The organism is Streptomyces sp. NPDC006551, from assembly GCF_040611675.1.
In the GTDB taxonomy this organism is placed as follows: Bacteria; Actinomycetota; Actinomycetes; order Streptomycetales; family Streptomycetaceae; genus Streptomyces.
Genome location: NZ_JBEXOT010000013.1, coordinates 25,705 through 48,006, shown reverse-complemented (window position 1 = coordinate 48,006; position 22,302 = coordinate 25,705). Strand labels below are relative to the sequence as shown.

The following is a 22,302-nucleotide window of genomic DNA, read 5'->3' as shown; positions in this document are numbered from 1 at the left end:
GTCGTCACTCCCGCCGCTCTTTAGACAACGTTGTCAACTGAAACGCGCAGGCTTCAGTAGGGGGCCAAGTGGCGCCATGTGTCAAGGGTGTTAACGGAAACGCGAGGGAGAAAACGGTGCAGATGCGGCGCGGATATCCCCGAGGTCTCAACTCGGGAAAGACTGCCGCTCAAACCCGCTTTCGATCTTGCTCAGTCGAAGGGAAGTGGACTATACCTGTCGGCGCACGACCCAAGCTGCATTCGAATGCGGTGGCGGGGCCCTTCGCCTGCGGCGAGAGTACGGGCGACCGGTACACCGCCTGAGTCCTGAATGAAGGCGAGGACTTGAGCATGGGATCCACCTCCGCGCACAACAATGAGGGCCTCGGCCGCCGCGACCTGATCAAGCGCTCCGCCGCTCTCGGTCTGATCTCGGTGCCGACGATGAGCTTCCTGTCGGCCTGCGCCTCCGGTGGCGGCGGCAGCAACGACAAGGTCGAGAAGGGGACCACGTCGGCGAAGAACCCGCTCGGCGTGAACGAGTCGGCTCCGCTGGACTTCGTGCTCTTCGACGGCGGATTCGGCCAGCAGTACGCCAAGGACGCGGTGAAGGTCTACGAGACCAACTACCCCAAGGCGAAGGTCAAGTTCACCGCCACCCAGAAGATCACCACCGAGCTCCAGCCGCGCTTCAACGGTGGCAACCCGCCGGACCTGATCGACAACTCGGGTGCCGAGCAGATGGACATGGGCGTGCTCGTCGGCAAGCAGCAGCTGGCCGACCTCACCCCGCTGCTCGACGCCGCCTCGATCGACGACCCGAACAAGAAGGTCCGCGACACCCTGCGCCCGGGCATCGTGGAGATGGGCCAGTTCGACGGCGACCCGGTCTGGGTCCTCTACTACGCCTACACCGTCTACGGCGTCTGGTACTCGCAGAAGCTGCTCGACTCGCTCGACGCGAAGTACCCCGAGACCTGGGACGAGATGCTGGCCGTCTGCGAGAAGGCCAAGAAGAAGGGCATCGCGGGCTGGACGTACGCGGGCAAGCACCCGTACTACATCCCCTTCTCGCTCTACCCGATGATCGCCAAGGTCGGTGGCCGCGAGGTCCTGGACGCGATCGACAACCTGGAGCCGAAGGCCTGGGAGCACCCTGCCGTCAAGACGTGCTTCGAGGCGTACTACGAGCTCTACAAGAAGGGTTACATCCTTCAGGGCACCCCCGGCCTCGATCACATCCAGTCGCAGACCGCCTGGACCGAGGGCAAGGCGCTCTTCATCCCGAACGGTTCATGGGTGGAGAACGAGGCCGCGAAGACCATGCCCGCGGACTTCGACCTCGCCGTCTCCGCACCGACGGGTATCGACGCCTCCGACAAGATGCCGTTCGGCACCATGTGGGCCTCCGGCGGTGAGCCCTTCATCGTCCCGGCCAAGGCGAAGAACGTCGAGGGCGGCATGGAGCAGCTGCGCATCATGCTCAGCGAAGCCTCCTCGAAGAACTTCACCAAGTCCGTGAAGTCGCTGACCGCGTACAACGGCGGCACCGACGGCATCGAGCTGACCCCGGGCCTCAAGTCCGGTGTCGCGGCGCTCGACAAGGCCGGTCAGAACGTCGTCAACCCGCGCCTGCAGGACTGGTACGTGGCGCTGCAGAAGGAGAAGATCGGCGTCGCCGGCCTCGGCGAGATGATGGCGGGCCGCGCGACCCCGGCCGAAACGATCAAGAAGATCCAGAAGTACGCCGACGAGGCGGCCAAGGACTCCTCCATCAAGCACTACAAGCACCAGTGAGCTGTGCCGGGGCCCCTTCCCGCCGACCGGGAGCGGGCCCCGGCTCCTTGCGTACGGCACTCGGGCCACGCACGGCACCAGCGGCTTCTCCGCGGGAAGATCGGGGTCGGTAGGAATGCAACACGGCAAGTACCGTTTCATCGTGGGGTTCCTGGCGGCCCCCCTGGCCATGTACGCGCTGTTCGTCATATGGCCCTTCATCCAGTCCATCTATTACTCGTTCACGGACTGGAGCGGCCTCAGCCCTGATTTCCAGATGGTCGGGTTCGACAACTACAGCAGAATGCTGGACGACGACATCTTCTGGAAATCGCTGCAGCACAGCCTGACCTTCGCGGTCGTGCTGCCGCTGGTGACGGTCGGGCTGGCGCTGTTCTTCGCGTTCATGCTGAATGTCGGCGGTCGGCGCCGCAAGGGAGCGGCCGTCGCCGGTGTGCGGGGCTCCTCCTTCTACAAGATCGTCTATTTCTTCCCGCAGGTGCTGTCCATCGCGATCGTGGCGCTCCTCTTCCAGTTCGCCTACAACCCCAACAGCGGCGCCATCAACTCCGTACTCAAGGGAGTCGGGCTCGGCAGCGTCCAGCCGGACTGGCTGGGCGACCCCAACCTCGCCCTCATCTGCGTGATGGTCGTCCTGGTCTGGTCCACCGTCGGCTTCTTCGTGGTCCTCTTCTCGGCGGGCATGGCCTCCATCCCCAAGGACTTCTACGAGGCGGCGCTGCTCGACGGCGCGAACCGGATCACCACCTTCTTCAAGATCACCCTGCCGCTGCTCTGGGACACCGTGCAGTCCGGCTGGATCTACATGGGCATCCTGGCGCTCGGCGCGGAGTCCTTCGCCGTCGTCCAGATCATGACGGTGGGCCCCAACGGGGGTGGCCCGGACTACTCCACCATCGTCATGCCGCTGTACGTCTACCAGAAGGCCTTCCGGGACGGTCAGGCCGCCTACGCCACAACGATCGGTGTCGCGCTGCTCGTCGTCACGCTGGCCTTCGCGGCGGTCGTGATGCGGTTCGGCCGGCGCGAGCGGCTGGAGTACTAGATGAAGACCACCGACACCCCGTCCACCGGCACCGGCGACCTGCCCGGGCCGCGCGAGGCCGCCGACATGTCACCGCGGAAGACCGCGGGCCCGGCCGGCCCCGCGCCCGGCAAGGAGAGCAAGGGCGAAGGCGCGACCCTCAACGTCTTCTCCCACGGCATCCTGATCCTCTGGGCGATCATGGTGGTCATGCCGCTGCTGTGGGCGGTCATGACCTCCTTCAAGACCGACCGGGCGATCTTCACCTCGCCGTGGGCGCTCCCGGACAAGCTGCACTTCGAGAACTGGGCACGAGCCTGGACCGAGGCGCACATGAGCGACTACTTCCTCAACACCATCCTGGTGGTGGGAGGTTCGCTCACCGGCACGCTGCTCTTCGGGTCGATGGCCGCCTATGTGCTCGCCCGCTTCGAGTTCCCCGGCAACCGCTTCATCTACTTCCTCTTCATCGGCGGGATGAGCTTCCCGATCATCCTCGCCCTGGTGCCGCTCTTCTACGTGCTGCAGAACATGGCCCTGCTCAACACGCTGCACGGCCTGATCCTGGTCTACATCGCGTACTCGCTGCCGTTCACCGTCTTCTTCCTGACGGCCTTCTTCCGCACCCTGCCGACCTCCGTGGCGGAAGCGGCCTTCATGGACGGCGCCTCGCACACCCGGACCTTCTTCCAGGTGATGCTGCCGATGGCCAAACCCGGCCTGATCAGCGTCGGCATCTTCAACTTCCTCGGGCAGTGGAACCAGTACCTGCTGCCCACCGTGCTCAACACGGAGCCCGAGAAGAAGGTGCTCTCCCAGGGCCTGGTGCAGCTCGCGGTCAGCCAGGGCTACAAGGGCGACTGGTCGGGTCTCTTCGCGGGACTGGTCATGGCCATGCTCCCGGTGCTCGCCGCGTACATCATCTTCCAGCGACAGGTGGTGGCCGGTCTCACAGCCGGCGCGGTCAAGTAGGAACCGCTCGACCCAGGCCCCGGCGGGCGTTCCCGCCGGGGCCTCGCGCATGTCCGCGGGGGCGCCGGCCACCCGGCTCGTCCGAGCTGCCCCCCGCTCAAGGTCTTGACGGGGCACACCCCGAACAGCTCATCTTAGAGTTCACAAGTTGGAGAAGGAGCCGGGGTCTCATTGGCGCGGCCCCAGCAGGCGGGAGTGGATGAGTCGATGGAGACTCCGGGGTCGCAGACATCTCTGCACAGGGCCAACCTCGAACGGGTCGTGCGCGCGGTGCGCATGGCCGGCTCGCTCACCCAGGCGGAGATCGCCCGTGCGACCGGCCTGTCGGCCGCCACGGTGTCCAACATCGTGCGGGAGTTGAAGGACGGCGGGACCGTCGAGGTCACCCCCACCTCCGCGGGCGGCCGGCGGGCCCGCAGCGTCTCGCTCTCGGGTGACGCGGGCATCGTCATCGGCGTCGACTTCGGCCACACCCACCTCCGGGTCGCCGTCGGCAACCTCGCCCACCAGGTCCTCGCCGAGGAGGCCGAGCCACTGGACGTGGACGCCTCCTCCGCGGAGGGCTTCGACCGGGCGGAGACGCTGGTCAAGCGGCTGATCGCGGCCACCGGCATCGGCCAGGACAAGGTCATCGGCGTCGGTCTCGGCGTGCCCGGCCCGATCGACGTCTCCTCGGGCACCCTCGGCTCCACCTCGATCCTCCCGGGCTGGACCGGGATCAACCCCGCCGACGAGCTCTCCGGCCGCCTCGGCGTGCCCGTGTACGTCGACAACGACGCCAACCTCGGCGCGCTCGGCGAACTCGTCTGGGGCAGCGGCCGGGGGGTCAAGGACCTGGCCTACATCAAGGTCGCCAGCGGTGTCGGCGCCGGCCTGGTCATCGACGGGCGCGTCTACCGCGGCCCCGGCGGCACCGCCGGCGAGATCGGGCACATCACCCTCGACGAGTCCGGCCCCGTCTGCCGCTGCGGCAACCGCGGCTGCCTGGAGACCTTCACCGCCGCCCGCTACGTCCTACCGCTGCTCCAGCCCAGCCACGGGCCCGATCTGACCATGGAGCGGGTCGTCCAGCTGGCCCGCGAGGGCGATCCCGGCTGCCGCCGGGTGGTCGCCGACGTCGGCCGCCACATCGGCAGCGGCATCGCCAACCTGTGCAACCTGCTCAACCCCAGCCGGGTGGTGCTCGGCGGCGACCTCGCGGAGGCCGGCGAGCTGGTGCTCTCCCCGATCCGCGACTCGGTCTCCCGGTACGCCATCCCCAGCGCCGCCCGCCAGCTCTCCCTTGCCCCCGGGGCCCTCGGCGGCCGCGCCGAAGTGCTCGGCGCGCTGGCTCTCGTACTGAGCGAAATGGGCGATTCGACCCTGCTCGAGAGCGCCCTTCCCGCCGCCGCTCCGGCCTCCACCCCTGCCTTCACTTAGAAAACGGATGGCACCGTTGTCATCTCGTTAAGGATTTACTCCTTGACGTCGACGTTGCGGCCGAGTTGACTTCCAGCCACCTCGGCCGCAACGTCGCGGCCTCGTCAGGGAGGCAACCCCACATGAACGCAATGATGCGTCGCGTCGTCATAGGCACGGCCGCGGTATCCATGGCCCTCTCCGTCGCCGCCTGTGGCAAGGCGGGCGACAGCGGCTCGGGTTCGGGCGGCACCAGCGGGAACGGCGGAGACGGCAAGACCATCGGTCTGCTGCTGCCGGAGAACAAGACCACGCGCTACGAGACCTTCGACCGCCCGATCATCGAGGCGAAGATCAAGGCCCTCTGCTCGGACTGCGAGGTCAAGTACAACAACGCCGCGCAGGACACCGAGACGCAGAAGAAGCAGTTCGACGCGCTCGTCACGCAGGGCGTGAAGGTCATCATCCTGGACTCGGTCGACTACAAGGCCACCAAGTCCTGGGTCCAGCACGCCAAGGAGCAGGGCGTCTCCGTCGTCGCGTACGACCGCCTGGCCGAGGGCCCGATCTCCGCCTACGTCTCGTACGACAACGAGAAGATCGGCCGCCTCCAGGGCGAGGGCCTGGTCAAGGCCCTCGGCGACAAGGCCAAGGACGCCAACGTCGTCATGATCAACGGCTCGCCGACCGACCCGAACGCCCCGCTGTTCAAGAAGGGCGCCCACAGCGTCCTCGACACCGGCGTCAAGAAGGTCGTCTACGAGCAGGACATCCCCGACTGGTCCCCGGACGAGGCCAACAAGAAGATGGGCGCCGCCATCGACTCCCTGGGCAAGAGCGGCTTCCAGGGCGTCTACTCCGCCAACGACGGCATGGCCGGCGGCATCATCACCGCCCTGTCCAAGCAGGGCATCAAGGTCCCGGTCGGCGGCCAGGACGCCGAGCTCGCCGGTCTGCAGCGCATCCTGAAGGGCGACCAGGCCTTCACGATCTACAAGCAGATCAAGCCGGAGGCCGAGACCACCGCCGAGATCGCCGTCCGCCTGCTCAAGGGCGAGAAGATCGACGACCTGGTTCCCACCAAGGTCACCAGCCTGACCGGTGAGTTCAAGGACATCCCGGCGAAGCTGTACGACGCGCAGGTCGTGACCAAGGAGAACATCGGCTCCACGATCATCGCCGACGGCGTCTACGAGGCCGGGGCCCTCTGCGTCGGCGAGTACAAGGCGGCCTGCGAGGCGGCGGGCATCAAGTAACCCCACCGCCGGCACGCCCCCAGGAGGCCCGCACAGCGCCTCCGGAGGGACCGGTCCGGTCCGGCGCACCCCGCCCCGTTCAACGCCCCGCAAGCGGGGGCGGGGCGCCGGACTTCTCTCGCACCCCTCATGTGCTCCCCTGCACCACCATCCCCGCCGGTCAGGCGGCGAAGGAGATGATTCACGTGTCCGCTACGCCCGTGCTGGCGTTGCGCGGGGTCTCCAAGCGGTTCGGCGCCGTCCAGGTGCTCACCGATGTCGAACTGGAGATCCATGCCGGAGAGGTCGTCGCCCTGGTGGGCGACAACGGCGCCGGCAAGTCGACCCTCGTCAAGACGATCTCGGGTGTCCACCCGATCGACGAGGGCACCATCGAGTGGGACGGCCGGCCCGTCCAGATCACCAAGCCGAACGACGCCCAGGCCCTCGGTGTCGCCACCGTCTACCAGGACCTGGCGCTCTGCGACAACCTCGACGTCGTCGCCAACCTCTTCCTCGGCAGCGAGCTGCGCTCCGCGTCCGTCCTCGACGAGATCGCGATGGAGAAGCGCGCCAAGGAGCTTCTGGACACCCTGTCCATCCGCATCCCCTCGGTCCGCATCCCCGTCGCGGCGCTCTCCGGCGGTCAGCGCCAGGTCGTCGCCATCGCCCGCGCCCTGATCGGCGACCCCAAGATCGTGATCCTGGACGAGCCGACCGCCGCCCTCGGCGTCGAGCAGACCGCACAGGTGCTCGACCTGGTGGAGCGGCTGCGCGAGCGCGGCCACGGCGTCATCCTCATCAGCCACAACATGGCCGATGTGCGCGCCGTCGCGGACCGGGTCGCGGTCCTGCGCCTGGGACGCAACAACGGTGACTTCAAGGTCGCCGACACCAGCCACGAGACGATCATCGCCGCCATCACCGGTGCCACGGACAACGCCGTGACCCGTCGGCAGGCCCGTACGGCCTCGGCCACGGCCACGAAGGAGGACGCGAAGTGAGCGACCTCGCCAAGACCCCCGACACCGGGACCGCCGCGGCCCCCGAGGCCACGGAGACCTCCGCCGCCCCGATCCCCGCCGTCGACCCGCGCCTGCTGGTCCGCGAGGAGGGCATCAAGGGCTACTGGACCGAGTTCAGCCGCAAGATCCGCGGCGGCGAACTCGGATCCCTCCCCGTCGTCCTGGGCCTGATCGTCATCGCGATCGTCTTCCAGGTCCAGAACGGCAACTTCCTCTCCGCGAGCTCCGTCGCCAACATCGCGGTCTACTCCTCCGGCCTCGGCATCATGGCCGTCGGCATCGTCTTCGTCCTCATCCTGGGCGAGATCGACCTGTCGATGGGCTCCGTCGCCGGCGTCGGCGCGGCCGTCTGGGCCGTGCTCAACGTCACCAACGGCGTGAACGACCTGCTGTCGGTCGTCCTCGCCGTGGCCTCCGGTCTTCTGATCGGCCTGCTGCACGGCTTCTTCTTCGCCAAGATCGGCGTCCCGGCCTTCGTGGTCACCCTCGCCGGCTTCCTCGGCTGGAGCGGTCTGCAGATCTGGCTGATGGGCAAGGAGGGGTCGATCAACGCCCCCTCCGGCTCCATCGTGGAGAACCTCACCGCGTACTACTTCGAGGACAAGGCCGCCGCGTACGGCCTCGCCCTCGTGGCGGTGCTCGCCTACGCCGGCTCGCTGCTGCTGGACGCCAAGCGCCGCAAGGCCGCCGCCCTGCCGTCCCGCCCCGTCAGCGAGATCGTGCTGCGGACGACCGTCGTCGCGATCCTCTGCTTCGTCGTCGCCTACGTCTTGAACGAGCCCCAGGGCGCCCGCGGCCTGCCGCTGGCCCTCGTCCTCTTCGTGGCCGTCCTCGTGATCGCCGACTTCGTCGCCCGCCGCACCCTGTTCGGCCGCAAGGTCTTCGCGGTCGGCGGCAACGCCGAGGCCGCCCGCCGCGCCGGTATCAACGTCGACCGGATCCGCATCGTCGTCTTCGGCGTCTCCGGCATGCTCGCCGCCTTCGGCGGCCTGTTCGTGGCCAGCCTCTCCGGCGGCGCCACCAAGAGCCTCGGCAGCGGCAACACGCTGATGCTGGTCATCGCGGCGGCCGTCATCGGCGGCACCAGCCTCTTCGGCGGCCGCGGCAAGGTCTGGTCGGCGCTCCTCGGCATGATCGTCATCCAGTCGATCCAGCAGGGCCTGAACATGATCGGCATGGCCAACGAGATCCAGTACATGATCACCGGCGCGGTGCTCCTCGCCGCCGTCGTGATCGACTCGGTCTCCCGCCGTACGCAGAAGACCGCGGGCCGCGCGTAGCCGCGGCGCGTAACCCTCACCACAGTGCCCGGCGCCGCAGAACCGGCGCCGGGCACTGCTGCGTCTGGCCCTGTGTACCGCCTGTACGCCCACCGGCGTGTCGGCCGCACGAGTGGCGCGGAACGCACCGCCCGATGACGAGGGCCACGGGCGGAACATTAGACTCGACAAAATCGGCAAGCTCGACCAGCTCAAACGCAAGGAGGCACGGGTGGCATTGCTGACCCGTATCAGGGGACCGCGCGATCTGGACCGGCTCTCCCCGGCACAGCTGGAGCAGCTGGCGGAGGAGATCCGGACGTTTCTCGTGGACGCCGTCTCCAAGACCGGCGGTCACCTCGGGCCCAACCTCGGCGTGGTCGAGCTGACCATCGCCCTGCACCGCGTCTTCGATTCCCCGAAGGACAAGGTCCTCTTCGACACCGGCCATCAGAGCTACGTCCACAAGCTGCTCACGGGCCGCCAGGACTTCTCCCGGCTCAAGATGAAGGGCGGCCTGTCCGGCTACCCCTCGCAGGCCGAGTCCGAGCACGACGTCATCGAGAACTCGCACGCCTCCACCGTCCTCGGCTGGGCCGACGGGCTGGCCAAGGCCAACGAGGTCCTGAAGAAGGACGACCACGTCGTCGCGGTCATCGGCGACGGGGCCCTCACGGGCGGCATGGCCTGGGAGGCGCTGAACAACATCGCCGCCGCCAAGGACCGCCCGCTCGTCATCGTCGTCAACGACAACGAGCGGTCCTACGCGCCGACGATCGGCGGGCTCGCCAACCACCTGGCCACGCTGCGTACCACCGACGGCTACGAGCGCTTCCTCGCCCGCGGCAAGGACATCCTCGAGCGCACCCCGGTCGTCGGCAGGCCGCTCTACGAGACGCTGCACGGCGCGAAGAAGGGCCTCAAGGACTTCATCGCCCCGCAGGGCATGTTCGAGGACCTCGGCCTGAAGTACGTCGGCCCCATCGACGGCCACGACATCGAGGCCCTGGAGTCCGCCCTGACGCGCGCCAAGCGCTTCGGCGGCCCGGTGATCGTCCACTGCCTCACCGAGAAGGGCCGCGGCTACCAGCCCGCCCTCCAGGACGAGGCCGACCGCTTCCACGCCGTCGGCAAGATCCACCCCGACACCGGGCTTCCGATCGCCTCCTCCGGCGCCGACTGGACCTCGGTCTTCGGCGAGGAGATGGTCAAGCTCGGCAAGGAGCGCCAGGACATCGTCGCGATCACCGCGGCCATGCTCCAGCCCGTCGGACTCGACAGGTTCGCCAAGGCGTTCCCGGAGCGGGTGTACGACGTCGGCATCGCCGAGCAGCACGCCGCGGTCTCCGCCGCCGGCCTCGCCACCGGTGGGCTCCACCCGGTCTTCGCCGTCTACGCGACCTTCCTCAACCGCGCCTTCGACCAGGTCCTGATGGACGTGGCCCTGCACAAGTGCGGCGTCACCTTCGTCCTGGACCGGGCCGGCGTCACCGGCACCGACGGCGCCTCCCACAACGGCATGTGGGACATGTCGATCCTCCAGGTCGTCCCCGGCCTGCGGCTCGCCGCCCCGCGCGACGCCGACCAGGTCCGGGCCCAGCTGCGCGAGGCCGTCGAGGTCACCGACGCCCCGACCGTCGTCCGCTTCTCCAAGGGCGCCGTCGGCCCCGCCGTACCGGCCCTGCGCCGTATCGGCGGCATGGACGTGCTCCGCGAGCCCGGCAGCGACCGTCCGGACGTCCTGCTCGTGTCCGTCGGCGCGCTGGCGCCGATGTGCCTGGAGATCGCCGGCCTGCTCGACGCGCAGGGCATCTCCACCACCGTCGTCGACCCGCGCTGGGTCAAGCCGGTCGACGAGGCGATGGCCCCGCTCGCCGAACAGCACCGGGTCGTCGTCACGGTCGAGGACAACATCCGGGTCGGCGGTGTCGGCTCCGCCGTCGCGCAGGCGCTGCGCGACGCGGGCGTGGACGTACCGCTGCGCGACTTCGGCATTCCGGCGCGCTTCCTCGACCACGCCTCCCGCAAGGAGGTCATGGCCGAGATCGGGCTCACCGCCCCGGACATCGCCCGTCAGGTCACGGGGCTCGTCTCGCGCCTGGACGGTCGCTACGAGGACAGCGCGGAGGCCGTGGAGCCCGCTCGCGACTGACCCCCGCCACCGAGCATCGCCATTGGGCCGGTCGGACCACCTCAGGGGTGGCCGACCGGTCCTTTCGTGTGAAAGCCGCTCTCCTGGACGCGCGCCGTCACCCCCGCCTCTCGATCATGGGTCCTGTGACCGACGGCACGGAGGTACGACGGTGAGCACGGACCAGCAGCCGCCACAGGCGAGCTCCGGGATGTTCCGGACCAAGACGGTCGAGCAGTCGATCCGCGACACGGAAGAGCCCGAGCACGCGCTCAAGAAATCGCTCTCCGCCTGGGACCTGACCGTCTTCGGCGTCGGAGTGATCATCGGCACCGGCATCTTCGTGCTCACCGGCAAGGTGGCCAAGGAGAACGCGGGCCCCGCCACCGCGCTCGCCTTCGTCGCCGCCGGCATCGTCTGCGCGCTGGCGGCCCTCTGCTACGCCGAGTTCGCCTCGACGGTCCCCGTCGCCGGATCGGCGTACACCTTCGCGTACGCCTCCATCGGCGAGCTGCCCGCCTGGATCATCGGCTGGGACCTCGTCCTGGAGTTCGCGCTCGGCACTGCGGTGGTCGCGGTCGGCTGGTCCGGATACGTCCGCTCCCTGATGGACAACGTCGGCTGGCATCTACCAGCGGCCCTCGAAGGGCCGGACGCGCCCGGCGGCACCTTCGACATCCTGGCCTTCCTGCTGGTCCTGGTGCTGACCGTGATCCTGGTCCTCGGGATGAAGCTCTCGGCCCGGATCACCGCGCTCGTCGTGGCCATCAAGGTCACGGTGGTCATGATCGTGATCATCGCGGGTCTCTTCTTCATCGTGGGCGACAACTACGACCCGTTCATCCCCCCGGCGGTGTCCCCGCCCGACGGCGCGTCCGGCTGGGACTCCCCGCTGGTCGAGCTGATCTTCGGCTATGAACCGACCAACTTCGGCGTCATGGGCATCTTCACCGCCGCCTCCGTCGTCTTCTTCGCCTTCATCGGCTTCGACGTGGTGGCCACCGCCGCCGAGGAGACCAAGCTCCCGCAGCGCGACATGCCCCGCGGCATCCTGGGCTCGCTGTTCATCTGCACCGTGCTGTACGTCGCCGTCGCGCTTGTCGTGACCGGTATGCAGCACTACAGCCGACTCTCGGTGAGCGCCCCGCTCGCGGACGCCTTCAAGGCCACCGGGCACCCCTTCTACGCCGGCGTGATCAGCTTCGGCGCGGCCGTCGGTCTCACCACCGTCTGCCTCATCCTGCTGCTCGGCCAGACGCGTGTGTTCTTCGCGATGAGCCGTGACGGACTCCTGCCGCGCTTCTTCTCCGTCACGCACCCCCGCTTCAAGACCCCGTACCGCCCCACCATCCTGCTCGGCGTGCTCATCGCGATCGTCGCCGGCTTCACCAGCATCAACGAGCTGGCGACCCTGGTGAACATCGGCACGCTCTTCGCCTTCGTGATCGTCGCCGCCGGTGTGATCGTCCTGCGCCGCAACCGCCCCGACCTGCCCCGCGCGTTCCGCGCCCCGTGGGTGCCGGTGCTCCCGATCCTCTCCATCGCCGCGTCGCTCTGGCTGATGCTCAACCTGCCCGGCGAGACCTGGTTCCGTTTCGCCGTCTGGATGGCCATCGGCATCGTCGTCTACTTCCTGTACGGACGCGGCCACAGCCGCCTCGGCAAGGCCGGCAAGGACGCGGTCTACTAGCACCTGACCCGCCGGACACTCCCTAGGCCGGCAGGGCGCTCGGTCCCACGCACCGGGCGCCGTGCTCGCCCACCCGCCGCCGCAGTTCACGGTCGGCCGTGACCACCAGGCACGGCCGGCCGGCCGCGTCACGGGCCAGGTCCACGATCAGGTCGTCACCGCTGCCGGGCGCGTCCTCGACCCGTACGCCCGGCACCGACTCCACGCCCCGCGCCCGTCCCTCCACGACGAGGACGATCTCGAAAGGGCCGCCCTCCGGGCCACCCCGGCCCGCGAGCCGGTCGCGCAGCCGCTCGGCGGCGCCGCGCCGGTCGCGCCACCACCCGTCGGGGACGGCACCGACGACATTGGCACCGTCGACGATCAGAAGAGGCAGATCCATACGCCCAGGATGTCAGCCCCCGGTGGCCGGGGACTTCTTCGCCGACTCCGGTATCGGCAGGTCCGCGCGGATCGCCTGCCACAGCCGGGAGGCGTTCGGCTCCGCGGCGACGACCCGGTTCGGGTCCCTCTTGTCGTACGCCACCGGCAGCATGATCGTCTCCATGGCGCCCGGATCGACGCCGTTCATCGAGCGGGCGAACGCGCTCAGCGCGGTCAGCGAAGCCAGCTCGGAGTCGGTGGTGAGCGCCTTGGTCGCGGAGTCGGCGATCTTGTAGGTCTTGGCGGGGCTGCTCAGCAGGTCCTGCTTCTTCACCTCGGTGAGCAGGGCCAGCAGAAACTTCTGCTGGTTCCCGATGCGGCCGAGGTCGCTGCCGTCCTTGACGCCGTACCGGGTCCGTACGTACGCGAGGGACTGCGTGCCGTTCAGCCGCTGCGGACCGGCCGCGAGGTCGAGCCCGCCCGGGCCGTTCTCGATGGGCTCGTCGAGATGGACGGTGACGCCGCCGATCGCGTCGACCAGGTCCTTGAAGCCGGCGAAGTCGATCTCCATGTAGTGGTCGAGCCGGACGCCCGACATCTTCTCGACCGTCTTCACGACACACGCCGGACCGTACTGCGCGTACACCGAGTTGAACATCACCCGCTGCGCGGACGGGGCCGTACCGCCGTCGGACTTCCGGCACGCGGGCCGGGTGACGAGCGTGTCGCGCGGGATGCTGATCGCGGTGGCCCGGGTCCGGCCCTCGGGTATGTGCACCACCAGCGCGGTGTCCGAGCGGGCCCCGGCCACCTTGCCGCCGTCCAGCGCCCCGTTGGCGCCCGCCCGCGAGTCCGAACCGAGCACCAGCAGGTTCTGCCCGGCGGTCGGCCGCCGCGGCGGACGGTCGTCGCCGAGCGCCTTGTCGAGGTCGACGCCCTTGATGTTGCCGTCGATGCGGGAGTAGCTCCAGTACCCGGTGGCGCCCGCGCCCACCACGGCGATCAGCAGGGTCCACAGCAGAGCGCGTCGGACGCGCTGCCCGCGCGTGCGGGGTCTGCGCCGGGAGGCGCGCCCACGGGGCGGGGTCGAGTTCTCCGTCATGGGTTCGCACTATAGACAGGCTTTCGACTCCCGTTCGGGGTACGGGATTTCAGGCCGTCCGGGACGGACGGCGGCCCCGGCACCAGGAAGAGGTGCCGGGGCCGCCGGATCCGCGTGCCGTGCCGGGGTTATGCCGGGACGCTCGCCACGCCCTGGGCGAGGAAGCGCTTGCCGTTCACCCGCTCGGAGACGCCCTCACGGTCGAGGTACGGCGTGATGCCGCCCAGGTGGAAGGGCCAGCCCGCGCCGGTGATCAGGCAGAGGTCGATGTCCTGCGCCTCGGCGACGACACCCTCCTCCAGCATCAGGCCGATCTCCTGCGCCACCGCGTCCAGGACGCGGTCGCGGACCTGCTCCTCGGTCAGGACGACATCGCCCTGCTTGAGGAGGGCGGCGACCTCCGGGTCCAGCTCCGGACGGCCGGAGTCGTAGACGTAGAAGCCGCGCTTGCCGGCCTCGACGACCGCCTTCAGGTTGGGGGAGACCTTGAAGCGCTCCGGGAAGGCGCGGTTCAGGGTCTCGGAGACGTGCAGACCGATGGCCGGGCCGACGAGCTCCAGGAGGACCAGCGGCGACATCGGCAGGCCGAGCGGCTCGATGGCCTTCTCGGCCGTCTCGACCGGGGTGCCCTCGTCGATGACGTTCTGGATCTCGCCCATGAAGCGGGTCAGGATGCGGTTCACGACGAACGCCGGGGCGTCCTTGGTGAGAACCGCGGTCTTCTTCAGCTTCTTCGCCACGCCGAAGGCGGTGGCGAGCGAGGCGTCGTCCGTCTTCTCGCCGCGCACGATCTCCAGGAGCGGGAGGATCGCGACCGGGTTGAAGAAGTGGAAGCCGACCACGCGCTCCGGGTGCTGGAGCTTGGAGGCCATCTCCGAGACGGAGAGCGAGGAGGTGTTGGTGGCGAGGATCGCGTGCGCCGGGGCGACCGCCTCGACCTCCGCGAACACCTTCTGCTTGACGCTCATCTCCTCGAACACGGCCTCGATGATGAAGTCCGCGTCCGCGAAGCCCGCGGCCTTGTCCAGGACACCGGAGACGAGGCCCTTGAGACGGTTGGCCTTGTCCTGGTTGATCCGGCCCTTGCCGAGCAGCTTCTCGATCTCGGCGTGGACGTAGCCCACACCCTTGTCGACGCGCTCCTGGTCGATGTCGGTCAGCACGACCGGCACCTCGAGGCGGCGCAGGAAGAGCAGGGCCAGCTGCGAGGCCATCAGACCGGCGCCGACGACACCGACCTTGGTGACCGGGCGGGCCAGGGACTTGTCCGGGGCACCGGCCGGGCGCTTGGCCCGCTTCTGCACCAGGTTGAAGGCGTAGATGCCGGAGCGCAGCTCGCCGCCCATGATCAGGTCCGCGAGGGCCTGGTCCTCGGCGTCGAAGCCCTTCTGCAGGTCGCCGTCCTTGGCCGCCGCGATGATGTCCAGGGCGCGGTACGCGGCCGGGGCCGCACCGTGCACCTTGGAGTCGGCGATGAACCGGCCCTTGGCGACGGCCGCGTCCCAGCCCTCACCGCGGTCGATCTCGGGACGCTCCACCGTGACGGTCCCGTTGAGGACGGAGGCCGTCCAGATCAGCGACTGCTCCAGGAAGTCGGCGCCCTCGAAGATGGCGTCGGCGATGCCGAGCTCGAAGACCTGAGCGCCCTTGAGCTGACGGTTCTGGTTCAGCGAGTTCTCGATGATGACCGAGACGGCCTTGTCGGCACCGATCAGGTTCGGCAGGATCGCGCAGCCGCCCCAGCCCGGGACGAGACCGAGGAAGACCTCGGGCAGCGAGAAGGCCGGCAGGGCCTTGGAGACGGTGCGGTAGGTGCAGTGCAGACCGACCTCGACACCGCCGCCCATCGCCGCGCCGTTGTAGTACGCGAAGGTCGGCACGGCGAGCGACGAGAGACGCTTGAAGACGTCGTGGCCGCCCTTGCCGATGGCGAGCGCGTCCTCGTGCCGCTTCAGCAGCTCGACGCCCTTGAGGTCGGCGCCGACGGCGAAGATGAACGGCTTGCCGGTGAGGCCGACGCCGACGATCTCGCCGTTGGCGGCCTCGGCCTCGACCTGGTCGATGGCGGTGTTGAGGTTCGCCAGCGACTGCGGGCCGAAGGTGGTCGGCTTGGTGTGGTCGAAGCCGTTGTCCAGCGTGATCAGCGCGAACTTACCCGCGCCCGCGGGCAGTTCGAAGTGCCGTACGTGGGCACTGGTGACGACCTCGTCCGGGAACAGCTCGGCCGCACCCTTCAAAAGCTCTGCGGTGGTGCTCACTTGCTGCCTCCGGCGTCCTTGTGGTTCGGGTTCTCCCAGATCACGGTGGCGCCCATGCCGAAGCCGACGCACATCGTGGTGAGGCCGTAGCGGACCTCCGGCTGCTCCTCGAACTGGCGGGCCAGCTGCGTCATCAGACGCACGCCGGAGGAGGCCAGCGGGTGACCGTAGGCGATCGCGCCGCCGTACTGGTTGACGCGGGCGTCGTCGTCGGCGATGCCGTAGTGCTCGAGGAACGCGAGGACCTGAACGGCGAAGGCCTCGTTGATCTCGAAGAGGTCGATGTCCGCGATGGACAGACCGGCCTTGGCGAGGGCCTTCTCGGTCGCGGGGATCGGGCCGTAGCCCATGACCTCCGGCTCGACGCCGGCGAAGGCGTACGAGACGAGGCGCATCTTGACCGGGAGGTTGTTCTCCCGGGCGAAGTCCTCGGAGGCGATGATCGAGGCGGTGGCGCCGTCGTTGAGACCGGCCGCGTTACCGGCGGTGACGTTGCCGTGGACGCGGAACGGCGTCTTCAGGTTCGCCAGCGACTCCAGGGTGGTGCCCGGGCGCATCGGCTCGTCGGCGGTGACCAGGCCCCAGCCGGTCTCGCCGGCCTCGGCGTTGGTGCGGCGGACCGAGATCGGCACCAGATCCTGCTGGATCTTGCCGTCGGCGTACGCCTTGGCGGCCTTCTCCTGCGAGCGCACGGCGTACTCGTCGGCGCGCCGCTTGGTGATGCTCGGGTAGCGGTCGTGCAGGTTCTCGGCGGTCATGCCCATGAACAGGGCGGACTCGTCGACCAGCTTCTCGCTCACGAAGCGCGGGTTCGGGTCGACGCCCTCGCCCATGGGGTGGCGGCCCATGTGCTCGACACCACCGGCGATGACGGCGTCGTACGCGCCGAAGGCGATCGAACCGGCGACGCTGGTCACGGCGGTCAGCGCACCGGCGCACATGCGGTCGATGGAGTAGCCCGGGACGGACTGCGGCAGCCCGGCGAGGATGCCGGCGGTGCGGCCGAGGGTCAGACCCTGGTCACCGATCTGCGTGGTCGCCGCGATGGCGACCTCGTCGATCTTCGCGGGGTCGAGGCCGGGGTTGCGGCGCAGCAGCTCCCGGATGGCCTTCACGACGAGATCGTCGGCGCGGGTCTCGTGGTAGATGCCCTTCGGGCCCGCCTTGCCGAACGGGGTGCGGACGCCGTCGACGAAGACGACGTCCCTGACGGTACGAGGCACGATGGCTCTCCTCCAGGGTGCGGGATGGCACTGCACTGCTGCCGCGCACGCCTAAGCGCGCGCTTGCTCCCCCATGCTACTTGCGGGTAACCATGCTGCCCAGCCCCCGGGGCCGGAGCGGCGAAGGTCACATCCGGGGACGGGTACGCGAAAGCCCCCGGCGGCAGGGGCCAGGGGCTTTCACGGAGGCGGCGCACGGCTACGCGGTCACCGACAGTGCCGTCAGCAGGAGCGGGGTCACCAGCTCCACCTGCCAGGGGCGGGCGCCGTAGCCGGTCAGGGCGGCGGCGACCGCGTCGGAGGTGGCCGGGGCCGGCGGTTCCCAGCAGAGACGGCGGACCGTGTCCGGGGTGATCAGGTTCTCCTGTGGGAGGTTCAGCTCCTCCGCCAGGGCCGAGACCGACGCGCGGGCCGCCGACAGGCGGGCGGCGGCGGCCGGGTCCTTGTCCGCCCAGGCGCGCGGCGGCGGCGGGCCGGCGACCGGCTGTCCGGGCTGCGGGAGCTCCTGGTCCGGGAGAGCCTTCGCCCGGTCCACCGCGGCCTGCCACTGCTCCAGCTGGCGGCGGCCCATGCGGTGGCCGAAGCCCGGCAGCGCCGTGAGGGCCGCGACGTTCACCGGCACCGCCAGCGCGGCCTCCACGATCGCCGCGTCGCTCAGCACCTTGCCGGGCGAGACGTCCCGCCGCTGGGCGATCCGGTCCCGGGCCGTCCACAGCTCGCGGACCACCGCCATCTGGCGACGGCGCCGCACCTTGTGCATGCCGGACGTGCGCCGCCACGGGTCCTGGCGCGGCGGGGCGGGCGGGGCCGAGGCGATCGCGTCGAACTCCTGCAGGGCCCATTCCAGCTTGCCCTGCCGGTCGAGCTCCTTCTCCAGTGCGTCACGCAGGTCGACGAGCAGCTCGACGTCCAGCGCGGCGTACCGGAGCCAGGGCTCGGGCAGCGGGCGGGTGGACCAGTCCACCGCGGAGTGGCCCTTCTCCAGGGCGTAGCCGAGGACGGACTCGACCATCGCCCCGAGTCCGACCCGGGGGAAGCCCGCGAGCCGGCCGGCCAGCTCGGTGTCGAAGAGACGCGTCGGCACCATGCCTATGTCGCGCAGGCAGGGCAGGTCCTGGGTGGCGGCGTGCAGGATCCACTCGGTCCCGGCGAGCGCCTCGCCGAGGCCGGAGAGGTCGGGGCAGCCCACCGGGTCGATGAGCGCGCTGCCCGCGCCCTCGCGGCGCAGCTGGACGAGGTAGGCGCGCTGGCCGTAGCGGTAGCCGGAGGCGCGCTCGGCGTCCACGGCGACCGGGCCGCGACCGGCGGCGAAGGCCGCGATCACGTCGGCCAGGGCCTCGTCGGTCGCCACCACGGGCGGAATGCCCTCGCGGGGCTCCAGCAAGGGGATCGGCAGCCCGTTCGCAGGGACGTCGTCGTCCGGAGGGGCGCCCCCGGTGGTTCGCAGTGCTGTGTCTGCTGCGGTCTCTTGGGCGTCGGTCACCTGTCAAGGGTATCTGCGAACGGCAAGCGCCTGTCGACGGAACGTTCCGTCGACAGGCGCCGATCTCGCGTCGACCGCTCGGGGAGCGGTCCCGTTCAGTGGATGATGCCGGTGCGCAGGGCCACCGCGACCATGCCGGCGCGGTCGCCGGTGCCCAGCTTGCGGGCGATCCGGGCGAGGTGGCTCTTCACGGTCAGCGCGGACAGGCCCATCGAGACGCCGATGGCCTTGTTCGACTGGCCTTCGGCGACCAGCCGGAGCACCTCGACCTCGCGGCCGGAGAGCTCGCGGTAGCCGCCCGGGTGGCTCGGGGCACCCGGGGGGCGGCGGTGGCCGAGGCGGGCGGCCGCGGCGCCGATGGGGGCGGCGCCGGGGCGGGTGGGATGCCCGATGTTCGTACGCGTACCGGTGACGACATAGCCCTTGACGCCGCCGGCCAGGGCGTTGCGTACGGCGCCGATGTCGTCGGCCGCGGAGAGGGCGAGGCCGTTGGGCCAGCCCGCGGCGCGGGTCTCGGACAGGAGCGTCAGCCCGCTGCCGTCGGGGAGGTGGACGTCGGCCACGCAGATGTCGCGGGGGTTGCCCACGCGGGGGCGGGCCTCCGCGATGGACGACGCCTCGATGACGTCTCGTACTCCAAGGGCCCACAGGTGGCGGGTGACGGTGGAGCGGACGCGCGGGTCGGCCACGACGACCATGGCGGTCGGCTTGTTGGGGCGGTAGGCGACCAGGCTTGCGGGCTGCTCGAGGAGAACGGACACACGGCCTCCTGGGGAGATGCGGGACGGAGCCGGCTCGGGGAAGAAGCCGGGGGCGACCCGAGCGGTGAAGGGGTCATTGACCTCTTCGGCAGCTGAGGCGCCCGCCTTTAGGGAAAGATCACGATTTGCTGAGTAACAATTCGGGCAATTCGGACGCGTGATCGATCATCCTACGAGTGATCCTCCGTCCGAGTGACCCGCGGCAATCCCGTTCCAGGTGTCCGGAGGGTCGGCTTCGGACACCCCCTAGGGCTGCTGCGGTCCCCGGCGCTGGGGCAGCGAGACGACCCCCGCGCCCGACGTGGTGCCCGCCCCCGGATCGGGTGACGACGGAGGCAGCCCCGCGATCTGACAGAGCAGATCGCACCACGCCGCCAGATGTCCCCCGGTGTCCGGGACCCCGGCGAGCCCCTCTCGCGGCGTCCAGGACGCCCGGATCTCGATCTGGGTCGCCGGACGGCGGTCCGCGAGCCCTCCGAAGTAGTGGGAGCCCGCCATCGTGACGGTGCCGCTCGCCTCCCCGTACGGCAGGCCGCGCGCCTCCAGGGCGCCGGTCAGCCAGGACCAGCAGACCTCCGGAAGGAGAGGGTCCGCGGCCATCTCGGGCTCCAGTTCCGCCCGTACCAGCGTCACCAGCCGGAACACGCCCTTCCAGGCGTCGTGCCCGGCCGGGTCGTGGAGCAGGACGAGCCGGCCGTCGGCCAGGTCCTCCTCACCCTCGACGACGGCCGCCTCCAGCGCGTACGCGTACGGGGCGAGCCGCTGCGGCGGCCGGGTCGGATCGATCTCGATCTCCGGCCGCGGCCGGGCCGAACGCAGAGCCTCGACCGCCCGCCGGAACGCGGGCGGCACCGGGTTCGCCTCCGTGCCGGCCGAGGTGGTGCCCGCCGTCTCGCCCGCCCCTTCGTCGCCGTCGGAATGATCGGAAAAATGTCCCTGAGCCGCAGCCATGCGGGGAAGAGTAGGCGGAACGGGGCCCTCGCGCAGGGAGGGACACCCGGCCCGGGCGAGCGGCTTCCGCGCACATGCGAAGATTCTGGGCGTGAGTGCCAACGACGCCCCCTCGGGCCAGCAGACGAAGCAGCAGCCGCAGACGTACGACTCTCCGTTCCTGAAGGCGTGCCGGCGCGAGCCCGTGCCCCACACGCCCGTCTGGTTCATGCGGCAGGCCGGGCGCTCGCTGCCCGAGTACCTGAAGGTCCGCGAGGGCATCCCGATGCTCGAGTCCTGCATGCGGCCCGAGCTGGTCACCGAGATCACGCTGCAGCCCGTACGCCGTCACAAGGTGGACGCGGCGATCTTCTTCAGCGACATCGTCGTCCCGCTCAAGGCCATCGGCGTCGACCTCGACATCAAGCCCGGCGTCGGTCCGGTCGTCGCCGAACCGATCCGCACCCGCGCCGATCTGGCCCGGCTGCGCGACCTGACCCCCGAGGACGTCTCGTACGTCACCGAGGCCATCGGCATGCTCACCGGCGAGCTAGGCGCCACCCCGCTCATCGGCTTCGCGGGCGCGCCTTTCACCCTCGCGAGCTACCTCGTGGAGGGCGGTCCGTCCCGCAACCACGAGCACACCAAGGCGCTGATGTACGGCGACCCCGAGCTCTGGGCCGAGCTGCTCGACCGTCTCGCCGACATCACCTCGGCCTTCCTCAAGGTCCAGATCGAGGCCGGCGTCTCCGCCGTCCAGCTCTTCGACTCCTGGGTGGGCGCGCTGGCCCCCGCCGACTACCGCCGTTCGGTGATGCCGGCCTCGACGAAGGTCTTCGACTCGGTCGCGTCCTACGGTGTGCCGCGCATCCACTTCGGCGTGGGTACGGGGGAGCTCCTCGGCCTCATGGGCGAGGCGGGCGCGGACGTCGTCGGCGTCGACTGGCGCGTCCCGCTGGACGAGGCCGCCCGCCGTGTCGGCCCGGGCAAGGCGCTCCAGGGCAACCTCGACCCGGCCGTGCTGTTCTCGTCACGGGAGGCCGTGGAGGCCAAGACGGACGAGGTCCTGGCCGCCGCGAAGGGCCTGGACGGGCATGTCTTCAACCTGGGCCACGGCGTGCTGCCGACGACGGACCCGGACGCGCTGACGCGTCTGGTGGAGTACGTCCACACGCGCACGGCCGGCTGAGCCGGGAACCGGCGCGCCGCCGCCCACCGCCCCCTCGGGCGGGAAGCGGCGGCGCGGTGGCTCAGTACTCGCAGTTGGAGGGCGGGCTGCCGAACTCGCAGTTGGAGGGCGGGCTGCCGACGACGCGGCAGACGTCGGAACCGGCGCCGGCGTCGACGACGCCTCCCTTCGCGAGGACGCGCGGGTTGTCGGTGCCGGCTTCGACGACGCCGCCGTTCGCGAGGAGGCGCAGGTAGTCGTCGCCCGCGTCGCCGTAGACCTGCCCGCTGGGCGCGACGCCTCCCTCCACCTCGACGTGGTCGCCGCCGGCACCGGCGCCGACGATGCCGCTGACCGTGCCGTCCTCCGTGACGTTCACATAGTCCCGGCCGTCGCCGGCGGAGACCGTGCCGCCGACAGGGCCCGTCAGGACGATCATGTCGGCGCCGCCGAGGCCGCTGACCGTGTCGCCGGAGTCCACCGAGGCGCACGCGATGTAGTC

Annotated in this window: 18 protein-coding genes; 10 read left to right on the top strand and 8 right to left on the bottom strand. The window is 69.9% G+C overall.

The features are described 5' to 3' along the window. Positions 1-332 precede the first annotated feature (332 nt). The 9 genes from ngcE to ABZY12_RS15315 all read left to right on the top strand — a co-directional run bounded on the left by ngcE (position 333) and on the right by ABZY12_RS15315 (position 12,512). A complete protein-coding gene (gene ngcE, locus ABZY12_RS15355; protein WP_356890297.1) occupies positions 333-1,778 on the top strand; it encodes an N-acetylglucosamine/diacetylchitobiose ABC transporter substrate-binding protein in 1,446 nt (481 codons plus the stop codon). A 115-nt stretch (positions 1,779-1,893) separates the two neighbouring features. After that, complete coding sequence (locus ABZY12_RS15350) at positions 1,894-2,823, top strand: sugar ABC transporter permease (RefSeq protein ID WP_356890295.1); 930 nt, start codon at positions 1,894-1,896, stop codon at positions 2,821-2,823. Further along, on the top strand, positions 2,824-3,774 hold the full coding sequence (locus ABZY12_RS15345; RefSeq protein WP_356890293.1) for a carbohydrate ABC transporter permease: 951 nt from the start codon (positions 2,824-2,826) through the stop codon (positions 3,772-3,774). It abuts the gene before it with no gap. A gap of 207 nt (positions 3,775-3,981) precedes the next feature. Then, a complete protein-coding gene (locus tag ABZY12_RS15340; protein ID WP_356890291.1) occupies positions 3,982-5,193 on the top strand; it encodes an ROK family transcriptional regulator in 1,212 nt (403 codons plus the stop codon). 131 nt (positions 5,194-5,324) lie between these two features. Next, positions 5,325-6,428 (top strand): substrate-binding domain-containing protein, encoded by a 1,104-nt coding sequence (locus ABZY12_RS15335; protein WP_356890419.1) that lies wholly within the window; start codon positions 5,325-5,327, stop codon positions 6,426-6,428. 176 nt (positions 6,429-6,604) lie between these two features. Beyond that, positions 6,605-7,411, top strand: a complete 807-nt coding sequence (locus tag ABZY12_RS15330) for an ATP-binding cassette domain-containing protein (RefSeq protein ID WP_356890289.1) — start codon at positions 6,605-6,607, stop codon at positions 7,409-7,411. 71 nt (positions 7,412-7,482) lie between these two features. Beyond that, entirely contained in the window at positions 7,483-8,712 is a 1,230-nt protein-coding gene (locus ABZY12_RS15325; RefSeq protein WP_356890417.1) for a sugar ABC transporter permease, read from the top strand. A gap of 211 nt (positions 8,713-8,923) precedes the next feature. Further along, positions 8,924-10,843 carry a 1-deoxy-D-xylulose-5-phosphate synthase gene (dxs, locus tag ABZY12_RS15320; RefSeq protein ID WP_356890415.1) on the top strand — a complete coding sequence of 640 codons (1,920 nt, stop codon included), beginning with the start codon at positions 8,924-8,926 and terminating at the stop codon, positions 10,841-10,843. A gap of 190 nt (positions 10,844-11,033) precedes the next feature. After that, the gene (locus tag ABZY12_RS15315; RefSeq protein ID WP_356890413.1) at positions 11,034-12,512 is read left to right on the top strand and encodes an amino acid permease; all 1,479 of its coding nucleotides are present in this window, start codon (positions 11,034-11,036) and stop codon (positions 12,510-12,512) included. 22 nt (positions 12,513-12,534) lie between these two features. Here the strand turns inward: ABZY12_RS15315 and ABZY12_RS15310 are convergent, their stop codons facing one another. From ABZY12_RS15310 to ABZY12_RS15280, 7 genes are all read right to left on the bottom strand, one after another. Then, entirely contained in the window at positions 12,535-12,894 is a 360-nt protein-coding gene (locus tag ABZY12_RS15310; RefSeq protein WP_356890287.1) for an NTP pyrophosphohydrolase, read from the bottom strand. Between the two features lie 12 nt (positions 12,895-12,906). Then, a complete protein-coding gene (locus ABZY12_RS15305; RefSeq protein WP_356890285.1) occupies positions 12,907-13,977 on the bottom strand; it encodes an LCP family protein in 1,071 nt (356 codons plus the stop codon). Between the two features lie 128 nt (positions 13,978-14,105). Beyond that, positions 14,106-16,235, bottom strand: coding sequence for a 3-hydroxyacyl-CoA dehydrogenase NAD-binding domain-containing protein (locus ABZY12_RS15300; RefSeq protein WP_356890283.1), 2,130 nt, complete (start codon positions 16,233-16,235; stop codon positions 14,106-14,108). Then, positions 16,232-17,458, bottom strand: a complete 1,227-nt coding sequence (locus ABZY12_RS15295) for an acetyl-CoA C-acyltransferase (RefSeq protein WP_356890282.1) — start codon at positions 17,456-17,458, stop codon at positions 16,232-16,234. The genes ABZY12_RS15300 and ABZY12_RS15295 overlap by 4 nt, the downstream gene beginning before the upstream one ends. Positions 17,459-17,657: 199 nt before the next feature. Then, positions 17,658-18,941, bottom strand: coding sequence for a ribonuclease D (locus tag ABZY12_RS15290; RefSeq protein ID WP_356890281.1), 1,284 nt, complete (start codon positions 18,939-18,941; stop codon positions 17,658-17,660). Between the two features lie 95 nt (positions 18,942-19,036). Further along, positions 19,037-19,702: a response regulator transcription factor gene (locus tag ABZY12_RS15285; protein WP_015037008.1), complete on the bottom strand. Its 666-nt coding sequence runs from the start codon at positions 19,700-19,702 to the stop codon at positions 19,037-19,039. 246 nt (positions 19,703-19,948) lie between these two features. Further along, on the bottom strand, positions 19,949-20,653 hold the full coding sequence (locus ABZY12_RS15280; protein WP_356890280.1) for a DUF3000 domain-containing protein: 705 nt from the start codon (positions 20,651-20,653) through the stop codon (positions 19,949-19,951). Positions 20,654-20,744: 91 nt separating this feature from the next. Here ABZY12_RS15280 and hemE point away from each other — a divergent pair, with 91 nt between their 5' ends. Next, positions 20,745-21,821 carry a uroporphyrinogen decarboxylase gene (gene hemE, locus ABZY12_RS15275; protein ID WP_356890278.1) on the top strand — a complete coding sequence of 359 codons (1,077 nt, stop codon included), beginning with the start codon at positions 20,745-20,747 and terminating at the stop codon, positions 21,819-21,821. 61 nt (positions 21,822-21,882) lie between these two features. Here the strand turns inward: hemE and ABZY12_RS15270 are convergent, their stop codons facing one another. Beyond that, positions 21,883-22,281 carry a hypothetical protein gene (locus ABZY12_RS15270; protein WP_356890276.1) on the bottom strand — a complete coding sequence of 133 codons (399 nt, stop codon included), beginning with the start codon at positions 22,279-22,281 and terminating at the stop codon, positions 21,883-21,885. Positions 22,282-22,302: the final 21 nt, after the last annotated feature.